We start from the raw sequence: 22,367 nt of genomic DNA on the forward strand, positions 1-22,367 counted from the left end.
TGGGTTAGCGGCTTGTAAATAAAGCCTAATCCTTGGCATAATTCAGACCCAAGCGATAAGCTTGGTCCAGCAATATTTCATAATGAGCAGAATTTGAACCCAGAGTCTCATCTAAGAATTCAACCTTGGAGTTGGAAACACCGCAATAATCTGCAATACCCACATTCAGCAAATGAGTAATCATTTCATCATATCTACGCTTTTTCAGCTGTTCTTTCGAAACGCCGGACAAGCCAATCCACAAGATATGCTGATGATGAAGGTGATTCGAACCGTACGCAAACCCATTGTTCCATACACGGTCAATATAACCCTTCAGCATAGCTGGCAAATGCCACCACCAAAGTGGAAAAATAAATGCCAACGCATCATGCTCCTTCAACCGCCTTATTTCCATTTCTACTTCAGGGGAAAAAGACTGCTCCGCAACGGACCAATCCGGTTCATCTACTCCTTTTAAAACAGGATCAAAACCGATCCCATGCAAATCCAATATCTCATAATCGTGGCCCGCATCGACAAGACCTTGTACGAAACGACCGGCAACCTTAAAGGTCAGGGAATCTTTTCTTGGGTGTGAAACAACGACTAGTACTTTCATGTTTTCACTACCTTTCTCAATAGGCTAACTTCTAGGCATGCTCCATGCTTGCTGCTATTATAAACATTAGGAAAATAATCTGGAAGTACGCACTTTTACGTTCTATAGGATAATACAGGTGCCATAGGAACATGGAAGTGCCCTAGGTAGATTACCTAAATTGACCTGAGTCACGAATTGAAGTGATGGGTTGTTTTTAGCAAACGTAGCCTTCTAAAGGAGGATAAAGGAATGAATGAACCGACCAAAAATAGGGTTCAAAAGAAGTATCAAGTTGGAGTGGAAGCAGCTTTAGAGGTAATGGGAGGAAAATGGAAGCCTTTAATTATCTACCATCTGATGACAGGACGGAAACGATCGTCTGAGTTTCGTCGGTTAATGCCTGGCATTACTCAAAAAATGCTGACCACTCAGCTCAGAAGCCTGGAAAAGGATGAGATTGTTACACGAGAGGTTTATAATGAAATCCCACCTAAAGTGGAGTATGAGTTAACGCAGTACGGCTGGGGATTAAAACCCGCACTAGACCATTTATGCTATTGGGGAGAGAATCACCTGGATAAGATCCATGGAGACAAATCCAAGGTTTTGGAAGAATTTCAAGGCTGCGATTGATATGAAGCCCTCACAAAGCATTCAATCAGAATAGCTTGCGAAGGCTCCACTGTCGCATGACAATATAAAAGGCCTAACTGTCGGTCATTTCGTTATCATAGCTTAATTGCCATTCAATTCCAAACTTATCTTTAAGGCTACCGTAGCATTTGCTCCAGAATGTTTCTTGAAGCTCCATGTTTATACTTCCGCCTTCTTTTAACTTATGAAAGTACGAACGAATTCTCTCCTCGTCCTTATTGACGATGGCGAGGCTGATGTTGTTTCCCGCAACAAAAGGCATACCAGGAAAAACGTCTGAAAACATCACATTACTTCCATCAATTTGAAGCCGCGTATGCATGACCAGATTTTTGGCTTCTTCTGGTAGAGGATAATCGGGGTTGGGCGGTGCTTCCCCGAACGTCATGATCTTTGGTTTCTCAGTCCCAAATGCATGTGCGTAAAATTCTGCTGCCTCGCGACAGTTTCCATTAAAGTTAAGATAAACATCAACTGACATCTGCGTCATTCCCTTTTGGCTGATTTTTTACAGGCTAATTTCTTATTTTCATTATTAACCTGTGCACAAGCAAAAATACACTCTTGCTGACATGCTAACACGTAGCCGTTAAGGGGGGAGCGTCTTTTAAAGGAAAGTAACCCGCAAAAAGGATGTTTGCCCTTAAACAAACTTTTTGCGGGTTATGATTATGGATGGGCTAGATGGAAATCAAGTTTGGAGAGGCTGGATGATAGAGCAGATGACGTGAAATGTCGCCGGGATGCTGTACGAAAAGTGGTCCCCAAGCAGGATTGGTGTCGTGCATCAGCTTTAACAGCGATATCATCCGATTAAATATAACTTGCAGATCCGCTTCGCGAGAAAGACCCTCGGTGATAGCAGCAGCTACCACATGCGCAGCGTAGAAGCCGGAACGGTGCTCGTCAGTAAGCGAACCTGTAGTTTGCAGCAAGGTTCGTAAATGTGCGGCGACGCTCTCATCCTCGTTTCTCCAGTTCTGGATTTCATCCAGACTGTGGTTTTCGAGGCTTATAAGTTTAGTCTTCATTATGGATTCTGCCACAATACGTGCAGAACGTTTTGCTGTGTTAGCGTCGATAGCTCTGCCGTTAAGTTTAATATTGGACAAATCCTTGTCGGTTTCCGATTCAATGATTTCCGCCCATGCTCCAGCTTGGTCAAATTCCAACAGTGCAGTGGCGTAGGCACCCAAGTATCCCCGTAAAATATCTGCGGCGTGTGGATCACGGGCAGGTCCCTCATTTCGAAGTTGAGCTCTGCCGGAAAACGCGGCATTCATACCCCGAAAATAACCAACCAAACCAATGGCAGCTGCTGGTCCCAAATTTAGGACACCCAATACATCAGACGCGGTTTCATCAATGCGAGAAGCCCAGTAGTCCGGTAGCCCTTGTCCAATATTTTCGCTGTTTAATCTGTTTCTGACGACATTGGCCAACTCTTGAAGTAGACCCAGATCAGCATGCAAAATATCATGACCACATACTTCATGCGGGATACTGGACCAAGCCATTAGACCGTTTGTCGCATGTGCAGGAGGAAGGCTAACTATAGCTGCTTGCACTTTAAATGCGGCTGTGGCGTCAGCGGGCCATGTGTATGGGCCATTTTCCGGCGCTCCCCATTTTACAAGAGCTGGAATGATACTGAGATCTGGCTCTTTTATTCCTTGGCGATCTTCTGCGCTAAGAAAACCGTCATACAGGTCGCTCACAATTTCCTGAAAAGCATCGGTCGCGAGGACATTGTACCCTTCTCCATTTTGCAAAATGCTCTGAGCAATATCCAGCATGAGTCCGGCAGCTCTAGTTCTGCTTGGGTCCTGAATTAAAATTTCAGTGAAGCCTTGTTGCCCGAGCTCGTCCAGTTCTTTAATAAACGGACTTGCAACCGTTTCTTGATATATTTTAGGCAGCTTGGCTTTGGCCGCGTGGAGTCTTCCCATCAGTTGATGATAGTCTGTAGGATCTGACGGTCCCTGAAGATTGGAGAGCACAGCCTTCTTCACATTTTCGATACAAAGAGACATGTTGGATACATCCGGTTTGGTAACAGTAGTGATGCGATTTCTTTCCAGCATTCCTTGCATAATTAGTTTACCTCCCAGTTTTTTTGAATTAAACTACAACAGGCTGCATCGTATTCCACAAACGCTTTACCTGGCACTTTCCATCACGAAACGTTAAAAGATAGAGATCCGGATTTGTTATCTCCTCCAGAACAAAATCTGGAGCATAGTGATGCAACAGAAGTGTTAGGATCAAGCGATGGGTGACTAACAGAAAGGTGTGTTGATCGCTTTTCAGCAATTCTTCCGTTAGGGAAGTGACCCGGGCGATAACCATTTCATCCGATTCCTCTTCGGTAACACCTCTTACTCCTTGCTCTCTAAGGCGGTTTCCAGGTGGACCAAGTTTGATTTTTAATCTTTCTTCGATGATTTCCGCAGTCTGCCAGGCTCGCGTATATGGACTGGAAATCAAGCGGTCTACATGTAAATCTTCCATTTGGGACAGAAAACCAGCTAACTGTTCCGCCTGATTAAAGCCATCTGAACTGAGTGGAGCATCTGGCTCGTTACCAGTTCCAATACCGTGGCGAGCCACATATAGCTTTACATCAGTACTCATTTAACACCCCTCTTTCTTCGGATAAAATTATCCTTTAAAGGAATTTAAGTAAACATTTTTTTCGCCCAGAGACTAACATGTGTGAGCTTTCACATGATTATGCTGTCCTTTTTTTGACACCTAATTTTTGCGAAGTTAAAATCTAAAAATCAAAAAAAATATAACTATAACAAACGATTAAAAGCTACTTATCCAGTTTTATAGTAGATCAGGACTGATATACATAAATATTTTCAATTCATTGCTTCTGTTTTCAAAACAAATGGGCATTATGTTCAAAGTAATGGTATGATAGCTTAGTTAAATCTGAACGACTAGTCATGGAGTGATTATAATATGGGTGGAAAAAGTAAGGGTGGCGGAACCGGCAGAGGTACGGGAAGTAAAGGCTGGACACGCTGGAACAAAACAGCGAAGCCAGTAAGGAGAAAAAGTGCTGCTACCGGTGCACCTGGAAATACAGCGACCGGAGCTGCAAAAGGCGCTGCTGCCAAGCCAAATGGGAATCGAGGCGGCAGAAGTAAGTAAGCCGAGCATGTATAGGGTTGTTTTCAAAGTCGAACATCTGATTATGCATATGTAATCAGATGTTTTTTTAATAAAACAATACAGATTTACTCTCTATAGTTATCTATAAATCTGATGCTACGATGTAAAGGAAGTGAATCATGCGAATTAACAAGTACATTAGTGAGACAGGATTCTGCTCACGTCGGGAAACGAACAGGCTGATTGCAGCAGGGCGGATTACAATTAATGGTAGAGTATGTGAAGCGGGTGCGGAAGTAGAGCCACAGGACATCGTGTTAATTGATGGGGAAACTATCCCAGTTAACCGTAGTAAACCCGTATATTTGGCATTAAATAAGCCTATCGGCATTGTATGTACGGCAGCGGAGCAAGTGGAGGGCAATATTATTCGTTATATCAATTATCCTTCACGTATTTTTGCCATTGGCAGACTGGATAAGGCGTCAGAGGGACTCATTTTATTAACCAACGATGGAAGCATTGTCAACCAAATGATGCGTTCCGAGCATGGCCATGAGAAGGAATACGTGGTGAGGGTAGACAAGCCTGTTACAGATGAATTTACACAGACCATGTCTCGCGGCGTTGAAATATTGAACGTCATTACCAAACCGTGTAAGGTTGAACATATAAGCGAATACGAGTTTCGTATTATTTTGACACAGGGATTGAATCTGCAAATTCGTAGAATGTGCAAGGCTTTGGGCTACAGGGTGCTAAAGCTGGAACGTGTTCGAATTATGAATATTACCTTGGATCATCTGGAACGTGGGCAATGGAGACATCTTGAGAAGGAGGAACTGGAGCTACTTCTTGCTAAATTGCAATAATGAGTACAACAAAAGTTTATTTGAGGACCGTATGTTCATACAGCCAACGCAACTTTAGTGATACTTTTTACGTAATTTCAACGAGCCGCCTACCTTGCCCATCAGCCATAACACAATAGGAAACACAATACCGAAAATCATGGCGTAAAAAGGCCATACTGAAAAAAACATGGTTATAAACTGCATGTTTGGCCAGATAGAATGAACCATTGCCATTGCAATTAGGATCAGAGGAATTAAGAGAGAGTTAGCGCTCCGCAGGCGAAAAGCATCTGCAAGCCCTTGCGCTGACACATATAAAAGCAGTGCGAGTCGGAAAAAAATGGTGACAAACCAAAACACGGCAACAAAAATTTCAAACCGTTGAAGAAACTCTCCGCTACTGATTGTTCGGTTAATAAAAAAAGTAGGAAACGTCAAATTAGATACAACACCTTCACTCATCACGGCGATTATTTGTAGAACCATGAAAAAATACATGCCGCCGCTAATCAAAGCACATGTTATCACTGTCTTTCTCCACTTTTTTGGATCAGGGATGTACTGTGCGAAAAAAAGATACAGAAATGCCTCAAGATAGGGAAAGGCAAACAAATTGAACGAAGCGAGAACGATAGGGTTTAAACCATACTCAAAAATAGGGAGCACATTATCTATGTTGCTCTCAGGAAGAAGGGTAATCCTGACCAAAAGATACAGAACAAGAAGGAAAAAAAACAGGATTTCCGCACAACGGCCAATTACAGCAGGGCCTGATCGAACGGCGAAATAAATGACTATTAGCATGATGAAATATATCGCGTCGGGGGGAGTTTCAGGCATAATAGCTATCGTGATAAAGTCGCCCAGATTTCGAAGCGTCATAATGAACACAAGAAAGGGAAAGAAAAAAATGAAAACGATGCTGATCGTCCCGCCCAAAACGGGACCGAAGAGGCAACGGAGATGCTCTACGAAAGATTTTCCCTGTATTTGCCTAGCGATGGAGGCATATAAAGGTATCAATAACAGATGAAACCCTAAGGAGACTGGGATGGAGAGCCAGGCATCTTGTTTAGCGGTAGCGGTAATTGCCGCTGGGAGTACCAGATATGCGCTTCCTATTTGATATAATGCAAACCACATAATAGCTTGTCGAACGGTCAAGTTGGAATTCACCCCAATACCTCCTTAAGATAACATTTCTGTAAGTAACCGGCTTATCGGTTGAAATAGGATTTGAATGCCCGTCAGTGGAGTCGGCAGTTTAATGCTGACGATCCGTAGGATAATCAATATGACGCCTATAATCAACAATATTGAGCTGAATACAATTTCACGTACATATTGTTTCTCTTTAAATTTTTTAAACTCATACAACGATGCTAAAATGGAAGTTACGAGAATAACATAAAGCATATGTACTCACTCCTGATTGTGTATTCCCATATCAATTGGACTGGTAATGTCTCCGAACCGAACTAAACGATAATTGAGCTGAATATCCACTTTAAGAGTTTGGAATTTTTGTGGCCAATCCTCTTTCCATCTATGCCATTCATGCGGGAACTTGCGGTGAAAAGCTTCTCCAAATCCGAATATATCGGAACCCATTTGTTGTGCGTTTCGAATGCCTCCCTTCAAAGACTGTTCCAGATGCTCTTTAGCTGATTTTTGAAAATCTCTAAATGTCTCTTCATTCTTAAGGTCGGCCTTGCACGAGACCGTTCCGATATTGGATTCTGTATCCACAATCAGAGTAATGTGCGGCTCATGATCTATTATTTGTGGGCGCATCTTTGTTTTGGAACGGATTACTTCAACAACAAATTTACCTTTGGAATTCGGACAATCGATGGAAGCTACGGTACTGGAAACACGGTTTGATATATAGGTAAAGGCTTTACTTTGCGAATCATTCATCCAATCGATAAGTCGATCGCCCTTGAAAACACCAATTCCAGTGAAAAAATATTTAACATGTTGGGGCGATTTTGTCACATTATCAATAGTTAGACCTTTTTCTAGGTTTGTCAGTCGAATACCGGTGAGAACCGGTTCAATGCCATCCTCCGTAAATTTCTGCAATAGATCTTTTACATTGACTGCAGAAGTTGGAGCCCATGCTTTTTCAGAGTTCTTTAATGCCTTATACATATCCATTGCAGGCAAGATCTCGGTTGGAGCTACAAATGTAACGGCCTCTTTTGCCGAATTTTCTCTGACAACGGCCAAAAAGAAATCAGGCCGAACTTCATGGTCACGGAATAGAAAGTCCAACGGCTCCTTGATTCCTTTTTTTGCCGTTTTTTCATCGAAAATGACAAACTTTAAGTGAGACATATACATTTTCCGAGACGATTCTGTTGTTAATTTTCGAATAGCTTCAAATATGGTATCGGCGCGTTTGGAAAAAACGATCGTTGGCGTCCGTTCCATAGGGGAATTCTGAGACATTTTCGATGGGTCAACCACTTGTAAACTGACTTCATATTGGTCATCAACTGCATCAATGCCCAGAGCCATCACGACGGAAATTGCGCTCAATTCCTTACTGTTCCAGCAACCCGTAAGAAACACCATTAGCCAGATGCACATAAACGTTAATAAAATGGTGGATCGGTACGAGTTCATGATGGTCTACTCCTTTAGTTTTTGCGTTGTTTTTTAGTTTTATATGGAAAACGCAATATGGCGTCCCTCTGCTCCGACGATTTGTAATTGGCAAAGGGACTCAAATACGGTACACCGAATGAATGGAGCCCATTTAGATGTACAAAGAGCATGAGAATACCGACAGTCAATCCGTACACACCAAACATAGCGGCTATGCCTATGAAAGCGAAACGTAATATCCGAATTGGAATAGCAAAGGTGTACGAGGGAATGACAAAACTCGAAATGGCAGTTATTGCAACAACAATGACCATAACAGCCGAAACGATGTTTGCTTCTACAGCTGCCTGGCCAATCACGATGGACCCGACAATAGAAACGGCTTGACCGACCGTCCGTGGCATACGGAGACCTGCCTCCCTCAGAATTTCAAAAACCACTTCCATGATCATCGCCTCAATAAATGCTGGGAATGGAACTCCTTCACGTTGCGCAGATAAGCTTAATAATAAAACTGTTGGAATCATATCCTGATGGAATGTCGTTAATGCGACATAAATGGCCGGAGCCAACATACAGATTGTTAGGCAGATGTACCTTAATATTCGAATGATACTACCGTAAACATAGGACTGATAATAATCTTCTGCGGATTGGAGGAAATCTGCAAACACCGCAGGTGCAAGGATGACGAAGGGAGATCCATCCACAAATATTGCAATTTTCCCCTCCATGATTCCTGCTGCAATGGAGTCTGGGCGATCAGAATTATAAAAGAGTGGAAATATCGTGAATTGCTTATCTTCATGGAGACATTCTTCCAAATATTCGCTTTCAAGCACACCTTCTACTTGCATGTTCTTTAACTTGGATATCATGTCCTGCACCTTTTTTGGGTCAGCGACTCCATGTAAATACATGACAGATATATCGGTCTTAGTTTTTTCGCCAACTTTTACTGAAGTAAGACGTACTCTTGTATCCTTCACCCTTCGACGAACCATAGTCGTATTCGTACGCAAAGTTTCTGTAAACGCTTCTTGCGGACCTCTGACCACTGGCTGTGTCTTCGAGTCCGAAATGCTGCGTTCTTCCCATCCAGGCAATGAAATGACCAATCCTTCATCCATATCATCCAGCAGTAGGAGAAGACCACCGGAGAGGATCTGTTCCAAAGCATCTTCAAAATTTTGAGTGAAGCTTGCTTCACCAATGTCCAAAATTGCGTTTTTTAATAACGGTAAAGTAATCTCATCAGAGGAGACACGATCATGCAACGGGCGGATCACGTTGTCCTGTACCTTTTGCATGTCAGTCATGCCGTCCAAATAAAAAAGAGCGGCGTGTGAATGACCAGCTGTGATCTCACGAACAACAAAATCCGAACTATTACCCATGAAGTCACAAATGAGCTCGATATTCCGGCATAATTGTCTTGAAAATTTGGTATGTAACTTCATTGTCCCCCTCCTCAGATACGTAGTATTAACAATAATCCGAAATAATACCACAATAATCCATGATTTATTCATTTCGTTAAGATTAATAACATCTTTAACGGTGGAGGATACAATACCTGCAATAATACTATGTAAAGAGCTTAATTTATCCAAATTTCAATTCATCCAATTATTCAAACAGGCTACAGATGACTATCTTTTTTGGAATAGTTTGCTTGTGTAGTATAATATTTTTGACGGATATTCTTTACTGTCAATTCATTTAAACATCCAGATAGAGAGGGATTTGATCATGCTATTCATTACAAAAAAATTGATCGACAAGCTAGCAGAACCTTATAGAGAATCTGACATGCTCATCTGCTATTCAACTCCACAGAGCTTTTCGGCTTATACAAGTCGAGCCATATTACTCTTAAATAATGATAGGATTATTATTCTTTTCCTCAATCTATTTTCCACAAAAGTAGTACAAAAAGTTGAATATGAAATAGCTGATTTACAGGAACAAAAATATCATTCTGGACACCTGTCTTCTGCAATATGGTCATTTAAAATCAAAGGCCAGCACAGTAGGTTCAGGATAATCAAAAAAATTCTTACGCTTGGCTCTATGCAAAGAGATTTTCTAAATTTCTTGCAACAAAATATCTTAAACTAGCGACCGAGTAGATCGGTAATTCCTGTCTGTCTAAGGCAGAGGCACTGGAAGTACTTAATAAGGATAAGTGATGAAGGTAATATTCGGTGTTTTTTTGTTATATATCATTGAAGGGAGGAATTCTACATGAATGAACTACTTATAAAAAGCGATGGAATAGAAATCTGTAGTGAGAGTTTCGGCGAGCGAGTTCACCCAGCAATATTACTGATTATGGGCGCTCAATCCTCACTGATCTGGTGGGAGGAAGAATTCTGCCAGCGTTTAGCTGATACAGGTCGTTTTGTCGTTCGTTACGATAACCGAGATGTCGGACGTTCTACAACTTATGAACCGGGTCAACCAGACTATACTTTTGAAGACATGGCAGATGATGCGATTCGAGTTTTGGATGCTTATAAGATTGAACAAGCGCATATCGTAGGGATGTCTATGGGCGGAATGCTGACTCAGATGATAGCTCTACGACATCCAGACAGAGTATTAACGGTGACTCTTTTAGCCACGTCCAATTTTGCTCCCGATCTTCCACCGATGGAGGAAAAGGTTATGGACTATTTCTCGAATATGGAAGCAATAGATTGGACGAACGAACAATCGGTGGTTGATTTTGTGGTGGGTAGATCAAGAATTCTAGTAGGTTCAAAGCATTCCTTCGATGAGAATAAGGTTTATCAATTGGCAAAAGAAGAATGGAAAAGAAGCAATAATATGGCTAGTATGAATAATCACGCAATGCTGTCAGGTGGAGAATCCTATTTGGCTAGGACAGGGGAAATAAACGTTCCTACACTGGTTATACACGGTACTGAAGATCCGATTATCCCTTATGAACACGGAATACATCTTGCTAACGAAATTCCGGGTGCGTTTTTACTGGCATTGGAAGGTGCCGGACATGAGATTCACTATGACGACTGGGATTTAATTATCGATCCAATTTCAAAACACACTTCGATGCCAAATTAGTTTAATCACCCGAACAATTAGATCAGATAAATTAGAGTAGAAAATGCAACTTTGTCAAAGTTGTCATTAGAAAAGTAGAGCTCTATCCTACGGGGTAGGGCTTTTTAATGGTTTCTAGTGATATATTCGCTAAATCATCATTATTGACATTACAATGGGATATTCTATTTTCAGGGAACAAAATGCATCTACGATTCTGGAATTTACACAAAATCTTATTAAAAGGGAGAAGAAGATGAATATATGAGTATCTTGGAGGATTTATACTATGGAAAAGGTACCCAAGCGAACGAACCAAACCTAAAAACCCTGAGCTTGAGCTAGTCCATCAGAAAATATCCGCTTCTATGAAAGCATTAAAAGCAAAATTGTCGGAACAAGATTACGAATTAATCGAAGAACTATCCGATTTAAATGATGTACTGATTTCTATATTATCTGCCTCAGATTATATTTCAGGGTACAAAGCAGGGGCTTTGACGATAATTGAAATAATTGATGGGATAAACTACCGAAACTAAGAGATCGAGCTTTCAATGTATCGGCTTATTTTTATAAGGTGAATCATATAACTTAAGTAAGATGTATTTTAGGAATGGACAGCAAAAGAGAAGTATTTGAATAAATATAAGTCAGAGGTCATAGGGAATAAGTCTTCTGATTCTTATAACAATTAGGAATGAAGCAGGTTTTCCATAAATTAGAATAATGGTATTATGTCCTAACGAACTCAAAATGAGGTACATTATGACAACCATTAAAGTGACACCCGAACAACTTATAGCTGTCTCTAAGAAGTTTGAGCTTGCGCTGCAAACGGTGATGCAGATGAATAGTAAGTTATCGCAGCATATCTCGTTTATGGAACGATTCTGGGAGGGCATAACGAAGGAGCAATTCTATTACAGATTTCAAACATCCCAGAAGAATATGAATGAATTTGTTACCCTTACAGATTCTATTGCAAAAGAATTGCGCCATCATGCAGATAAGTTTAGATTAACTGATTTATTGGAAACGGGTAATATTGACGCCAGTTGTTTACCACCTCCACCTAATTCATGTTCTGTTCCTGCTCCAGATACTCGAAATGCTTTCCAAAAATCGGCGGATAGCTTAGCAGAGCTTGGTCAGGATTTTGTAGTAGCTAATTCAGAACGATATGAGAAAAAATTTGATTCATTCTGGAGCTTCATGGATTATATGACGTACGGTATTCCAAAAGGAATGTATCAAGGGTACATGGAACGAGCAGCCAAACAAAACGATTCATGGAATGACATGCTCAATTTCGGTACATTTGGAGTAACAGGCATGATTCAGGGTGCATTCAATCCTACCAATGCGTGGTCAAAGGAACACTGGGCTAATATGATTGGTACAGCAGGATTGATGATAGGTTCTACGTCGACCAAAGCACTGATTAAGCCCAAAAATCTTTTGGAGGGATCCGTTAAGTATGAAGGCGCTAAAAGTACGAGCAATATCTTAAAAGATAGTGAACAGCGCTCTTCTATTATAAAATCAAACGATTTTAATTATGCTGAAACTGGTGCTCGTAATATTTCTCCAGACCAATTTTTTAGAGAAGAAGCTATTGCAGAAGAGTTGTATGAAAAATTTAGGAATTTAGGAAATCAAGACGTAGAAGCTATTTCTAAAAATACCGGTTTTTCACAAAATAGAATTCAAAGAATTAAAGACCATGTTTTTAACGATATCCACATTAAAGATCATGGAATCGGGAGATTTGACCCAGACTTTGAGCTATCACAAGCGTGGGAGAGATTAATCGATGGGAAGTATGTGGATTCTGATGTACAATTACTACATCATGAGCTTTTTGAATCGAGATTTGAAGGCATATTTCATACGAATTACAGAACAGCGCATGATAAAACTGTAGAATCTGGAAGACCATGGAATTGGGAGAAGATTTACGAGGAGTGAGAATAATGGCCGTATATATAATCATGTTAAAAGATTACGAAGACGAGGAAAGAGTCGTATATAGTTATGGACCGAGCGAGGATGTAATGGGGAAAATAGAATATGACAAAAAGAATGAGGTCATAAATCAAATTTCAGCGATAGTTTCAGAGAATTATACTGACGAATTTTTCTTTAAGAGAGCGGGACGAAGGTTGGCAAGGATGATTATTAAAGAGAATGGAAACTTCGTAGAAAAAACGACTATTGAATCGTAAGTGAATTATATAAACTATCTTTACAAAAATCGTAGAAACAAATGGCAATGCCATTTAAGCATTTTTAAGTAGCTCTCACATTAGGAGTTACTTTTTTTATTACATAGGTGCAGTATAAGGCTTGGGAAATACGTGTAGACAGATGGCTTTCTTTATAGATGAGAAAGTTTGTTTACACATTCTGTAATCCAACTTTCGAGGGATAAACTTTTATTTGATAAAGATTGGTGGGTGTAATAGTAATATTTAGCTATGAAACTAATCAAAGTAGATGTTTAGTATGCCAATAACAACTCAAATCATTTGAGTAACTAGCCGAAATACGTCTCTCATCACTATTACTATAAAGTTCTTTTTAAATACATATTGCTAGGAGGATCGGTTAATGTGAGAGATGAATTCTGCAAAAATACAAAAAATACATTATCTAAAAGAGTAGGTGGTTGTTGTTCTAATCCAAATTGTAAAGGGTGGACTATATATTGAAAAACGATAAGGGCAACGTCTAAAATGGAAAAAATAATGAATGTTAGTTTGGCTTTTGAGTCAATAGATGAAGGAACAATCATAGTAGGAACAAACAAAGAATTGGATCATTTAACCTACCCAGAAATAAAAAAATCATAGGAGATAAAATTCTTATTAAAAATGCAGATCAAGTTGAGACAGTGTTAAGCGTTAGCTCGGTTCAAATTTCAACTTCAATAGCTGAGAAGAAAAATATTGGCATATGCATTGGAAATTCAGTATCTTCCGATCTCGTTAAAGTGGGGTCTTGTATTTACAGTTTCGAGGGTTAATCAATTTGTTGTATTATGAAAGATCTAGAAAGAATTAAACCATATAAATTTTCTTAATAGTATTGTTCACCGCCAACGGAAGCAGCAATCATTAATTCTTATTGAATTTTTGCGCTAGTCGCTACATGGAGGCATCTCACATAACTGAAAAAACCGGACCCTTTCGATCTACAAGGGAATCCAGTTTTGATATCGTAACTAAGAGTAAATTTTATAATCCTTTGCTAAGTCCTAATATCTGGTCATTAACTGCTACATTACTTAATCCCCCGTGATAACAAACCACCGATGCAATGTCGAGATCCAAGTACTTTTTCAATGAGAGACGAGCTTCACTTATATTAGGTGTAGTCGGAGCATGAATTCCTCTGAGAATCCCGTTTTCGCTGTACATCGAATCACCAGCAATGAGAATCTTACTTTGCTTCAAATAAAGGCTGATATGACCAGGGGTATGCCCAGGCGTATGGATGACTCGAATTGTTCCGCAAAACGGCAGTTCCTGACCATCTATTAAGGTATTGTCCACTCTGCCCTTCGGGGGATTCTCAAGGTGACCATCTTTTAAAAGAGGGAGTTCCCCTTGAATATACGGCTTATCCAGCTCATGCGCATATACTGTAATATTGTTGCCACACTCCTGCAAAATCTCAGGAAGACAACCTATATGATCCACATCCTGATGTGTCAAAATCACAGCTTTTAGTTTGCCAAACGACACGCCTACCTTTTCCATAGCCATGCGTAAATCTTCGATTTGTCCTGGAAATCCTGTATCTACTAACACTGCCATTTCTCGATCCCACAACAGAATGGGATGAATCCTGTTCCCATGAAAATCTAGTTGAAGCATTTCCACTCCCTTTGAGATTTCCATAATACCATGCCTCCGTAAAATGAAATTTTCACCCATGCGGGTTGCCGATTCCACAAATCATGGAAGGATGGCTTAAACTTGTGGGATCGGCGATTACCTGTGATACTATGGTAGATTTATGGGGCGAATCCAACTCTGTAAGGTTGTCTTTCTTTAATATCAATGGTTACGGTGCGAATGGACGTAATAGGAATAACAAGCGTCTGATATTGCGCAAGGTATTTAACGTACTTGTCGTCAATCTGGTCCAATACCCCGTCGCTTGCACATGTTCCGTCAATGAAATGAATAGTTGCTTCCTTGCCTTGCAAACTTGCTAACATGATATCACCTCGTGTTTTTTTGTAGTTTCTTGGCCGGAGCAGGGAAAGCATAAAGTCGTTGTGCATACTCTACAAAGAAGTTATCACTTGATCGATAATGCCATATTCCAGTGCTTCCTGAGCAGACATGAAAAAATCCCGGTCCATATCTTTTTCGACTTTTTCCAAAGGTTGCCCAGTCCGTTCAGCTGTGATATGGGTTGCCTTTTCACGAGTTAATAAAATTCTTTTGGCGCTGATCGCAATATCGCTGGCCTGCCCTTGTGCGCCGCCGTGCGGCTGATGGATCATAATTTCACTATTCGGTAGTGCCGAACGTTTCCCTTTGGTGCCAGCCAGCAAGAGGATCGCGCCAAACGAAGCAGCAAATCCAGTACATATCGTATGCACCTCAGGTTTGATGTACTGCATCGTATCATAAATGGCAAATCCTGCGGAAGTAGAGCCACCCGGGCTGTTGATGTACATGTAGATTTCTTTTTCCGGATCTTCTGCCGCTAGAAACAATAATTGAGCAATAATGCTGTTGGCTAATTGATCGTCGATGGCTGCTCCTACAAACACAATGCGATCCTTTAACAGTCTGGAATAGATATCGTATGATCGTTCACCTTGAGCGGTTTGCTCAACAACATAAGGAACATAAACACTCATTTTGTATACCCCCATTTTCTTGGTTCAATTGATTTCTTCTTGTAAACGAACCCAGACTGTAAAAAGATACGGAGTTTTTATTAGAAAAACGATTTGCGTATATGGTGTAACTTCTACAACCCCTAATTCGTTTACAATGAAGGTAGCAAATGGTTTTGCTTTAGCAGAGGGCAGAATATGACTGTGGAGGAGAAGGCCTATGAACATAGATGATTCTATACAGATGACAGACAATTCAGTGAACATCCACAACTTTGACGAATTACAGGCGGTCCTGAAGCGTTACTGTCTGTCGCTTACGAAATCAAATTGGGATGCGGAAGAATTGGCTCAGAATACTTGGGTAAAAGCATTAGGAAAGTTAAACAATTTCGAACATACCAATCCCAAAGCGCTTCTGCTGCGGATTGCTAAAAACACCTGGATTGATGAGATACGGAGAAAAGCAGTCTTCACTCGGATATTGAATAGGGAACAAGCAAAAGTGACTGAAGCGGATCATGGAACTTTTGAAATTGAGATAGCGTTGCAGTCCTTAATGAATCATCTATCACCGCTTCAGAGAACTGTCTTCCTGCTGCGAGATGTGTTCGCATTTTCGATTAGTGAAACATCCGACATACTGGGCACAACAGAGGGAGCGGTAAAAGTTGCACTTCATCGGGCACGAAAATCGTTAGGAGCAGTTCAGGAGGAACTCTTAAAAGGCGAATTATCATTACCAGAAAGTGGAAAATCGAAAACTTTTCTAAGGGCATTAACGGCTGCATATCAGATGGGAGATATTGCGACTTTGGTTATGCTTTCCTACCAGGATGTAATAGAACCAGAAGTTATGATCAGTATCGTCAATAATAAGTTGCTCTGGAGTCACATCTCAGCAAAACAAGCGAATTTCGATACCATAAGTATGATGGCGGCGTAGTTTTCTTATCATCGTAGTATCATAGGATAGAATCACAAAGAATATTTTGATAAGGAAGACAACAACAGGCTGTATTAAGCGAGGATAAAGTAATGATGAAGCAAAAATTGAAAATCGAGGGCATCCCGGCAATTTTGTGGGGTGGTGAATCAGATAAGATACTTATAGCTATCCACGGTAATATGTCAAACAAGGCAGATGATGTGATCGTTATATTTGCAGAAGAAGCAACGGCACAAGGGTATCAAGTCATTAGTTTTGATTTGCCTGAACATGGTGACCGCAAAGAAGAAACCTACGTCTGTAAAGTTCAAAATTGTGTTCATGATCTTGACATCATCATGCGTTACACACAAAAGCAATGGCATGAAATTAGTATTTTCGCTTGTAGCATGGGTGCGTATTTTAGTTTGCTTGCTTATCATCATCTCCCACTAAAACAATGTCTGTTTCTTTCTCCAGTGCTAGATATGGAGAGAATAATCAAAAATATGATGACATGGTTCAGTGTAAGTGAGGATAGATTAAAAGTTGAAAAAGAAATATCTACACCCATTGGGCGAACACTTTATTGGGATTATTACTGCTATGTTAAATCGCATCCAATTGATACATGGAATAAGCCAACTGCCATACTTTATGGCTCTGAAGATGACTTGTGTGAATATGACGTCATATCTACGTTTGCAAGCCGATTTCATTGCCAGCTAAAAGTGATGGAACGTGGAAAGCATTATTTTCACACCAAAGAGCAACTACAGTTTTATAGACAGTGGTTGAAAGAACATTTAACCGCAAAATAAGCATATGGGAAGCAAGGAGTTTATCTCGCTGCTTCCCATTTAACGTACCTTCCAGCGCCGTATTTATCTTCAAAAGGTTACAAATAAGTAGCTGGTAAGTGAGTGTTTGAGATTGGAAAAAAGTTAAACCATGTGAAAGAGAATGATTTAGTATTGTTGATAACGATGCAAGAAGCCATCAACTAATTTGGCATTTGTCATCTGAATTACAGACTGATCTTCCAGTTCCTCGGCCATATCATCATCTGTCATGGACACGAAAAAAATAATATCTTCTTTGGATTGGCCGAATTGAGTAAAAAGTACATCGTCGGTTTCTTTAACTACCTTGGCCATAATTTTTATCATTTCATCTTTATAGTCCAACACATTGTCGGTTGCATACAGAAATTTGCTAATATGATTGAGGTGTGTTGTATCGCCATATTGATATTCGCTTAATCCCCATCTGTAATAAATTTCATCTTCCTTGCTGTTGCACAGGTCTTGGGCTTTCATGTTTGTGATATGTCTAACAAGTGATTCCTCCGTATTAACAGCTAGAAATAAGGTGACAAAATCGCTGTCTGTGCCAAACGCGCAAGCGTAAACTTTTTCATCCTTCACTTCTTCCAGTATGCTTTTGAGATCTTCCAAAAATCCTGCTCTAAATCTTTCCTCAAATTCACTCAGAAAATTGCTCAACTGTTCATATACTCCTTTATGAGTTTTATGCTTGATTATACTTTACTATTATTAGCACGACTCGTGTAGCCTACCACAATTATAGGAACTTGGTTGGTACGAAACAAATAAGCCTAGAACCTTTCCAGAACTTCTTTCATAGTTGGTTTAGAAATTTTGGTGTAGCATTTTGGATTGAGCTATTGATTGCTCAGCCCATAGCAAGATGTGCAATTAAAAAAATACACGCAAGACAGGCTAACCAAGAGAGAGTCTAAATCTGTAACAACTAGTAGATTGATTAAAAATAATGTAATTAAAAAAACGCATAACAATGTGGTTTTTCGTCAATCGGTAAAGATACAAACCATGTAAAAAGGCGCTGGTTCCAGCCTGGGACCAGCGCTTTTTCACGTTTCGGATTACGAACTTTCGCCGGACCAAGCAGGCCGGGTTGGCGACTTATTTCCTAAAATGACGCATTCCCGACTGTTTATCTTTATTCTTACTGGGCCGTTAAAATCAGTGGGCCGTCCTGTGTAACTGCGATCGTATGCTCATATTGTGCCGACAACTTGCCGTCGGCTGTTCTCGCCGTCCATTGATCGTCGTCGATCGTAATACGAAACGTACCTTCGTTGATCATCGGTTCAATGGTAAACACCATGCCTTCCTTTAACCGAATGCCTTTACCAGCTATGCCGATATGCTCGTAGCTCGGCTCCTCGTGCAGGCTCCGTCCGATCCCGTGCGCGAGCAGATCGCGTACGACCGAAAACCCGTTTGCTTCCGCATGCTGTTGAATCGCCGACGTTATGTCGCCGAGCCGGCCCCCGGGGAGTGCACGGGCAATCCCTAAATCCAAGCATTCCTTTGTCACCTTCATTAATTTTTGCGCCTCCGGCCGGATATTGCCCACCGCATAGCACCAGCACGAATCGCCGAACCATCCGCCGTATTCCACGACGATGTCGAGCTTCAGCAAGTCGCCGTCCATAAGCACCTGATTCGAAGGAATGCCGTGGGCGACCACATCGTTGACCGAAATGCAGGTTTCGGCAGGGAAACCGTTGTACCCTTTCGTAAACTGCTTGCCGCCCAGCTTAGTGATGTGTCTGGCAACAAAGTCATTGATTTCCCGGGTGGTGATCCCAGGCTCGATCAGTTTGACCACCTCGCGGTAGCAGTCCGCAACGATCTGGCTCGCCGGTCTCATTTCTTCGATTTCTCTTGGTGATTTTAAAATGATCATCTTTGATGATTCGCTCCTTATCCATTCTATAATTTTAAAAACCGGGCGATATCCCTGGCCTCCTCGTGCAGCTTTCCGCGACGAAGCGAAAGCGAGGCGCAGCCGACCAAGGCGGCCAGCAGCATTTCCGCACGGTGTAGCCGATATGGCGACTCTGCCGTATTTTCGCCGGAAGCGGCAACCTCGTCCACCGCACGCCCAGTCTCCAGCAAAGCGGCAAGCGGCGCGAGCACCTCCCGGCGAAAAGCGGCCGAGAGTGGGGCCGAGCGCGCTTCAGGCAGCGAGGCAAAGCCCTCACCGGCCAGCTTATGCAGCAGGTACAGGGCGTGGTCCTCCGCCCAAAGCTGCAGTAGCCGGACGCCAGCGGCGGCGACGGGGCCAAGCTCTGCGGTAGCGGCCGTTTCGCGGCTTTTGCTTTGGGAATCCGCGGCAGACGTGTTCCCGATATCTGCCGCCACAGCCAAGCCGAAATGCCCGCGCGCCGGCGCCTGCCCCGAAGCCGAAGCACGCGGGGCCTCCAACCATCCCCCGGACCGCTCCAACGCGTCCCATAGCAGATCGTGGAGCAGATCACCCTTATTGCCGTAATAATGGTATACCGTGCCATAGCCGAGTCCCGCCTGCACGGCCACATCACGGATTTCCAGTAAAGGCCCTTTATTCAAAAACACATCGGCAGCGGCTTTCCGGATTTGTGCCAGTCGCCGCAGCCGGATCTCTTCGTTTTGTTCCTTCGTTCGTGGAGACATCTCGTCCGTTCACCTCTTTTGTTTTTGACCTACTCTTATGTCAATATAAAACATCGGCTTACGAATAACAAGAGTCGAGCAAAAAAAGCGTCCCGACAGCACCTCGTAAATGGATGAAGATCAGGTGAGCAGAGTTATGCTATACTTGCGAAGTAAAAGGGGGTGCCTACTGATGGAGAATCTATTGGGATTGTCTGTGACTTCTTACACTCATGCAAAGCCAATTATTGAGAAAGCGTTACTTTGTATGGGGCGAAACAATTTTTTAACGCTGAACAAGCTTTTTTAATATTTTTGGCTTTGCACCTTATTTTAAAAAATCAAAATAAGGAGCGAGCAAAATTGAGATATACGAATGCTACAAAAGTTTTACCTCAAAAACTAATTATGGAAATTCAAAAATATGTTCAAGGAGAGACTCTGTATATTCCTAAGCCAAAAACGGAATATATGGATTGGGGCAGTTTGAGTGGCGGGAGAAGGTTGCTTGAACAGCGAAATGCCGCGATCAGAAATGCTTTTCAAAATCGTAGCAGTATTGAGCAATTAGCTAAGGAGTTTTTTCTCTCTACCGAAACCATTAAAAAAATTGTGTATTCACATAAAAAGTAGGGGGATACGCCAGCGAATATCGATCGATACCCCATGAAGTGGACATAAAACACCTATTTGCAAAGTGGCGTGGTGCTATACTCGCGTCAATAAATTTAGTTTTGGCTCATAAAATGGTGAGCTTAGGGCGTGACTGGATGATCGCGGTGAAAAACCAATCCGGTCACGTTTTTTTGTTTGGCAAAAGATTGGATTGCACCTCATTTTTTCATTATTGTTTTTATGTCAAAAATGATTCTAACTCGTTGTTTTCATTTATAAAGCTTATTTTAATCTTTAAAATATGAATATAAACGACAGCAACAACGGATTTGGAACGGTTCCGATTCTGAATAAATGAAGGGAAACATGTGTTGATTCATTGTCATTGAAAAAAGAAAGTGGGGAAACGACTACCATGGGGGAGCAAAAAAGTAGAAGTAGACATCTGATTGATCCAGAAATTATCAGTGCAGTTGATTTAATACCAACAACCGATCTTACCAAATCTACACTAATGGAATCACGTAAAAACCAATCTCAAATGATGCAACCATTAGATGTAACGCAGATGTTCCCTGTTACATTGGAAAAAAAGGTTGTGCCAAGTTATTTTAGTGGTCCAGATATTCAAATAGAAATCATTAAGCCCAAACAATCAAAGCATAATAAGTTGCCTCTATATTATTCTATACACGGAGGCGGAATGGTCTTAGGAAGTCCAGTCGTGGATCGTCCTGCTAATGCAGCTCTTGCTGCAGAACATGGTTTCTGTTGTGTATCTGTGTACTATCGCCTAGCGCCAGAGCATGTACAGCCAAGTCAGTTACAGGATTGTTATTCGGGCCTAAAATGGTGTATTGAACATGCGGAAGAGTTAGAGATAGATACTCAGAAAGTTGCCGTCGGGGGCAGTAGCGCTGGTGGTGGTTTGGCGGCTGGCTTAGCTTTGTACATTCGCGATCAGAAGGAATTCGAAATCCATCATCTAAGATTAATGAGGCCAATGCTAGATGACCGCACAAGTATCGCACCGGAGCATCCATACGCAGGAGAGTTTATTTGGACAAAACAAAGTAATTATTTTGGCTGGAAATCTGTATTGGGGATTGAACCGGGTTCTGAGGAGGTAAGTGAGTATTATGTGCCAGCCCGTGCAAAGTCATTGGCCGGGTTACCACCGACTTATATAAATATAGGTACCGTTGATTTATTTATTGATGAAGCCTTATCTTTTGCTAAACAACTGGTCTTTGATGGTGTCTTAGTGGAATTACATGTTTATCCCGGATACCATCATATGTCTCCCGCTTTTCCAGATGCGCATTTTTCAAAAGAAGGGACCAGAACAAGTGAACACGCCTTACTGAAAGCTCTGAACATATTTGATATAAACGCTAATGAGTATAATGCTAAAGGCTAATAAGGTACGATTGCAGTAAACAAAGCACTGTTGGAGAATATCCGACGGTGCTTTTTCATACCTACTTATGATCTGAATAAATAATTTATTGATAGATTCGGTTGAGAGTCATTATCTTTTTTCTGTTCTTCCGACTTTTACCACCCATTTAGGGTAAAATAATACCAAGCATAAAATCCAACT

General features: G+C 41.3%; 25 protein-coding genes. 11 read left to right on the forward strand and 14 right to left on the reverse strand.

Going from position 1 to position 22,367, the window contains the following annotated elements; genetic code table 11:
• Positions 1-25: 25 nt before the first annotated feature.
• Positions 26-601, reverse strand: a complete 576-nt coding sequence (locus tag HFD99_RS20665; protein WP_016818994.1) for an NAD(P)H oxidoreductase — start codon at positions 599-601, stop codon at positions 26-28.
• 231 nt (positions 602-832) lie between these two features.
• On the opposite strand from HFD99_RS20665, the gene HFD99_RS20670 reads away from it, so the two are divergent.
• Complete coding sequence (locus tag HFD99_RS20670) at positions 833-1,216, forward strand: winged helix-turn-helix transcriptional regulator (protein WP_016818995.1); 384 nt, start codon at positions 833-835, stop codon at positions 1,214-1,216.
• 73 nt (positions 1,217-1,289) lie between these two features.
• Here the strand turns inward: HFD99_RS20670 and HFD99_RS20675 are convergent, their stop codons facing one another.
• The 3 genes from HFD99_RS20675 to HFD99_RS20685 all read right to left on the reverse strand — a co-directional run bounded on the left by HFD99_RS20675 (position 1,290) and on the right by HFD99_RS20685 (position 3,871).
• Positions 1,290-1,718 carry a VOC family protein gene (locus tag HFD99_RS20675; protein ID WP_016818996.1) on the reverse strand — a complete coding sequence of 143 codons (429 nt, stop codon included), beginning with the start codon at positions 1,716-1,718 and terminating at the stop codon, positions 1,290-1,292.
• 199 nt (positions 1,719-1,917) lie between these two features.
• Positions 1,918-3,330: a hypothetical protein gene (locus HFD99_RS20680; RefSeq protein WP_016818997.1), complete on the reverse strand. Its 1,413-nt coding sequence runs from the start codon at positions 3,328-3,330 to the stop codon at positions 1,918-1,920.
• 28 nt (positions 3,331-3,358) lie between these two features.
• Positions 3,359-3,871: a histidine phosphatase family protein gene (locus HFD99_RS20685; RefSeq protein ID WP_016818998.1), complete on the reverse strand. Its 513-nt coding sequence runs from the start codon at positions 3,869-3,871 to the stop codon at positions 3,359-3,361.
• A gap of 336 nt (positions 3,872-4,207) precedes the next feature.
• On the opposite strand from HFD99_RS20685, the gene HFD99_RS20690 reads away from it, so the two are divergent.
• Both HFD99_RS20690 and HFD99_RS20695 read left to right on the forward strand, forming a co-directional pair.
• Positions 4,208-4,399, forward strand: a complete 192-nt coding sequence (locus HFD99_RS20690) for a DUF3934 family protein (protein ID WP_016818999.1) — start codon at positions 4,208-4,210, stop codon at positions 4,397-4,399.
• 140 nt (positions 4,400-4,539) lie between these two features.
• A complete protein-coding gene (locus HFD99_RS20695) occupies positions 4,540-5,232 on the forward strand; it encodes a pseudouridine synthase (protein ID WP_016819000.1) in 693 nt (230 codons plus the stop codon).
• Between the two features lie 54 nt (positions 5,233-5,286).
• On the opposite strand, the gene HFD99_RS20700 is transcribed toward HFD99_RS20695, so the two are convergent.
• The 4 genes from HFD99_RS20700 to HFD99_RS20715 are packed head-to-tail and all read right to left on the reverse strand — an operon-like array spanning position 5,287 to position 9,287.
• A complete protein-coding gene (locus HFD99_RS20700; protein ID WP_123797177.1) occupies positions 5,287-6,390 on the reverse strand; it encodes a GerAB/ArcD/ProY family transporter in 1,104 nt (367 codons plus the stop codon).
• Between the two features lie 12 nt (positions 6,391-6,402).
• Entirely contained in the window at positions 6,403-6,630 is a 228-nt protein-coding gene (locus HFD99_RS20705; RefSeq protein ID WP_016819002.1) for a hypothetical protein, read from the reverse strand.
• Between the two features lie 6 nt (positions 6,631-6,636).
• The gene (locus HFD99_RS20710) at positions 6,637-7,845 is read right to left on the reverse strand and encodes a Ger(x)C family spore germination protein (protein ID WP_016819003.1); all 1,209 of its coding nucleotides are present in this window, start codon (positions 7,843-7,845) and stop codon (positions 6,637-6,639) included.
• Positions 7,846-7,859: 14 nt separating this feature from the next.
• On the reverse strand, positions 7,860-9,287 hold the full coding sequence (locus tag HFD99_RS20715; protein ID WP_016819004.1) for a spore germination protein: 1,428 nt from the start codon (positions 9,285-9,287) through the stop codon (positions 7,860-7,862).
• Between the two features lie 787 nt (positions 9,288-10,074).
• Here HFD99_RS20715 and HFD99_RS20725 point away from each other — a divergent pair.
• The 4 genes from HFD99_RS20725 to HFD99_RS20740 all read left to right on the forward strand — a co-directional run bounded on the left by HFD99_RS20725 (position 10,075) and on the right by HFD99_RS20740 (position 13,124).
• Complete coding sequence (locus HFD99_RS20725) at positions 10,075-10,917, forward strand: alpha/beta fold hydrolase (RefSeq protein WP_016819006.1); 843 nt, start codon at positions 10,075-10,077, stop codon at positions 10,915-10,917.
• Between the two features lie 335 nt (positions 10,918-11,252).
• Positions 11,253-11,438: a DUF6809 family protein gene (locus HFD99_RS26010; protein WP_375761841.1), complete on the forward strand. Its 186-nt coding sequence runs from the start codon at positions 11,253-11,255 to the stop codon at positions 11,436-11,438.
• 226 nt (positions 11,439-11,664) lie between these two features.
• Positions 11,665-12,867: a WXG100 family type VII secretion target gene (locus HFD99_RS20735; protein ID WP_123797178.1), complete on the forward strand. Its 1,203-nt coding sequence runs from the start codon at positions 11,665-11,667 to the stop codon at positions 12,865-12,867.
• Positions 12,868-12,872: 5 nt separating this feature from the next.
• Positions 12,873-13,124 (forward strand): hypothetical protein, encoded by a 252-nt coding sequence (locus HFD99_RS20740; RefSeq protein WP_016819008.1) that lies wholly within the window; start codon positions 12,873-12,875, stop codon positions 13,122-13,124.
• Between the two features lie 1,011 nt (positions 13,125-14,135).
• On the opposite strand, the gene HFD99_RS20745 is transcribed toward HFD99_RS20740, so the two are convergent.
• From HFD99_RS20745 to clpP, 3 genes are all read right to left on the reverse strand, one after another.
• Entirely contained in the window at positions 14,136-14,801 is a 666-nt protein-coding gene (locus tag HFD99_RS20745) for an MBL fold metallo-hydrolase (protein ID WP_025364816.1), read from the reverse strand.
• Between the two features lie 116 nt (positions 14,802-14,917).
• The gene (locus HFD99_RS20750) at positions 14,918-15,124 is read right to left on the reverse strand and encodes a hypothetical protein (RefSeq protein ID WP_025364817.1); all 207 of its coding nucleotides are present in this window, start codon (positions 15,122-15,124) and stop codon (positions 14,918-14,920) included.
• Between the two features lie 69 nt (positions 15,125-15,193).
• The gene (clpP, locus tag HFD99_RS20755; RefSeq protein ID WP_016819011.1) at positions 15,194-15,778 is read right to left on the reverse strand and encodes an ATP-dependent Clp endopeptidase proteolytic subunit ClpP; all 585 of its coding nucleotides are present in this window, start codon (positions 15,776-15,778) and stop codon (positions 15,194-15,196) included.
• A gap of 199 nt (positions 15,779-15,977) precedes the next feature.
• Here clpP and HFD99_RS20760 point away from each other — a divergent pair, with 199 nt between their 5' ends.
• A complete protein-coding gene (locus HFD99_RS20760) occupies positions 15,978-16,703 on the forward strand; it encodes an RNA polymerase sigma factor (protein WP_025364818.1) in 726 nt (241 codons plus the stop codon).
• Between the two features lie 92 nt (positions 16,704-16,795).
• Positions 16,796-17,506, forward strand: coding sequence for an alpha/beta hydrolase (locus tag HFD99_RS20765; RefSeq protein WP_123797179.1), 711 nt, complete (start codon positions 16,796-16,798; stop codon positions 17,504-17,506).
• Positions 17,507-17,653: 147 nt separating this feature from the next.
• Here HFD99_RS20765 and HFD99_RS20770 read toward each other — a convergent pair whose 3' ends face one another.
• The 3 genes from HFD99_RS20770 to HFD99_RS20780 all read right to left on the reverse strand — a co-directional run bounded on the left by HFD99_RS20770 (position 17,654) and on the right by HFD99_RS20780 (position 20,170).
• Complete coding sequence (locus HFD99_RS20770) at positions 17,654-18,190, reverse strand: DUF4303 domain-containing protein (protein ID WP_123797180.1); 537 nt, start codon at positions 18,188-18,190, stop codon at positions 17,654-17,656.
• A gap of 484 nt (positions 18,191-18,674) precedes the next feature.
• The gene (gene map, locus HFD99_RS20775) at positions 18,675-19,421 is read right to left on the reverse strand and encodes a type I methionyl aminopeptidase (protein ID WP_025364819.1); all 747 of its coding nucleotides are present in this window, start codon (positions 19,419-19,421) and stop codon (positions 18,675-18,677) included.
• 26 nt (positions 19,422-19,447) lie between these two features.
• The gene (locus HFD99_RS20780) at positions 19,448-20,170 is read right to left on the reverse strand and encodes a TetR/AcrR family transcriptional regulator (protein WP_025364820.1); all 723 of its coding nucleotides are present in this window, start codon (positions 20,168-20,170) and stop codon (positions 19,448-19,450) included.
• Between the two features lie 342 nt (positions 20,171-20,512).
• Between HFD99_RS20780 and HFD99_RS20785 the strand changes: the two genes are divergently transcribed.
• The gene (locus tag HFD99_RS20785) at positions 20,513-20,782 is read left to right on the forward strand and encodes a CD3324 family protein (RefSeq protein ID WP_025364821.1); all 270 of its coding nucleotides are present in this window, start codon (positions 20,513-20,515) and stop codon (positions 20,780-20,782) included.
• Between the two features lie 397 nt (positions 20,783-21,179).
• Positions 21,180-22,184, forward strand: a complete 1,005-nt coding sequence (locus HFD99_RS20790; RefSeq protein WP_117289874.1) for an alpha/beta hydrolase — start codon at positions 21,180-21,182, stop codon at positions 22,182-22,184.
• Positions 22,185-22,367: the final 183 nt, after the last annotated feature.

It is taken from the genome of Paenibacillus sp. EKM301P (genome assembly GCF_011800295.1).
Classification (GTDB): domain Bacteria; phylum Bacillota; class Bacilli; order Paenibacillales; family Paenibacillaceae; genus Paenibacillus; species Paenibacillus polymyxa.

Excerpts from the sequence above, each read along its gene's own strand:
- map (WP_025364819.1), bottom strand. The coding sequence starts at position 19,421 with ATGATCATTTTAAAATCACCAAGAGAAATCGAAGAAATGAGACCGGCG.
- HFD99_RS20740 (WP_016819008.1), top strand. The coding sequence starts at position 12,873 with ATGGCCGTATATATAATCATGTTAAAAGATTACGAAGACGAGGAAAGA.
- HFD99_RS20760 (WP_025364818.1), top strand. The coding sequence starts at position 15,978 with ATGAACATAGATGATTCTATACAGATGACAGACAATTCAGTGAACATC.
- HFD99_RS20695 (WP_016819000.1), top strand. The coding sequence starts at position 4,540 with ATGCGAATTAACAAGTACATTAGTGAGACAGGATTCTGCTCACGTCGG.
- HFD99_RS20745 (WP_025364816.1), bottom strand. The coding sequence starts at position 14,801 with ATGGAAATCTCAAAGGGAGTGGAAATGCTTCAACTAGATTTTCATGGG.
- HFD99_RS20790 (WP_117289874.1), top strand. The coding sequence starts at position 21,180 with ATGGGGGAGCAAAAAAGTAGAAGTAGACATCTGATTGATCCAGAAATT.
- HFD99_RS20670 (WP_016818995.1), top strand. The coding sequence starts at position 833 with ATGAATGAACCGACCAAAAATAGGGTTCAAAAGAAGTATCAAGTTGGA.
- HFD99_RS20675 (WP_016818996.1), bottom strand. The coding sequence starts at position 1,718 with ATGTCAGTTGATGTTTATCTTAACTTTAATGGAAACTGTCGCGAGGCA.
- HFD99_RS20710 (WP_016819003.1), bottom strand. The coding sequence starts at position 7,845 with ATGAACTCGTACCGATCCACCATTTTATTAACGTTTATGTGCATCTGG.
- HFD99_RS20705 (WP_016819002.1), bottom strand. The coding sequence starts at position 6,630 with ATGCTTTATGTTATTCTCGTAACTTCCATTTTAGCATCGTTGTATGAG.
- HFD99_RS20725 (WP_016819006.1), top strand. The coding sequence starts at position 10,075 with ATGAATGAACTACTTATAAAAAGCGATGGAATAGAAATCTGTAGTGAG.
- HFD99_RS20680 (WP_016818997.1), bottom strand. The coding sequence starts at position 3,330 with ATGCAAGGAATGCTGGAAAGAAATCGCATCACTACTGTTACCAAACCG.
- HFD99_RS20765 (WP_123797179.1), top strand. The coding sequence starts at position 16,796 with ATGATGAAGCAAAAATTGAAAATCGAGGGCATCCCGGCAATTTTGTGG.
- clpP (WP_016819011.1), bottom strand. The coding sequence starts at position 15,778 with ATGAGTGTTTATGTTCCTTATGTTGTTGAGCAAACCGCTCAAGGTGAA.
- HFD99_RS20780 (WP_025364820.1), bottom strand. The coding sequence starts at position 20,170 with ATGTCTCCACGAACGAAGGAACAAAACGAAGAGATCCGGCTGCGGCGA.
- HFD99_RS20715 (WP_016819004.1), bottom strand. The coding sequence starts at position 9,287 with ATGAAGTTACATACCAAATTTTCAAGACAATTATGCCGGAATATCGAG.
- HFD99_RS20665 (WP_016818994.1), bottom strand. The coding sequence starts at position 601 with ATGAAAGTACTAGTCGTTGTTTCACACCCAAGAAAAGATTCCCTGACC.
- HFD99_RS20735 (WP_123797178.1), top strand. The coding sequence starts at position 11,665 with ATGACAACCATTAAAGTGACACCCGAACAACTTATAGCTGTCTCTAAG.
- HFD99_RS20685 (WP_016818998.1), bottom strand. The coding sequence starts at position 3,871 with ATGAGTACTGATGTAAAGCTATATGTGGCTCGCCACGGTATTGGAACT.
- HFD99_RS20690 (WP_016818999.1), top strand. The coding sequence starts at position 4,208 with ATGGGTGGAAAAAGTAAGGGTGGCGGAACCGGCAGAGGTACGGGAAGT.
- HFD99_RS20750 (WP_025364817.1), bottom strand. The coding sequence starts at position 15,124 with ATGTTAGCAAGTTTGCAAGGCAAGGAAGCAACTATTCATTTCATTGAC.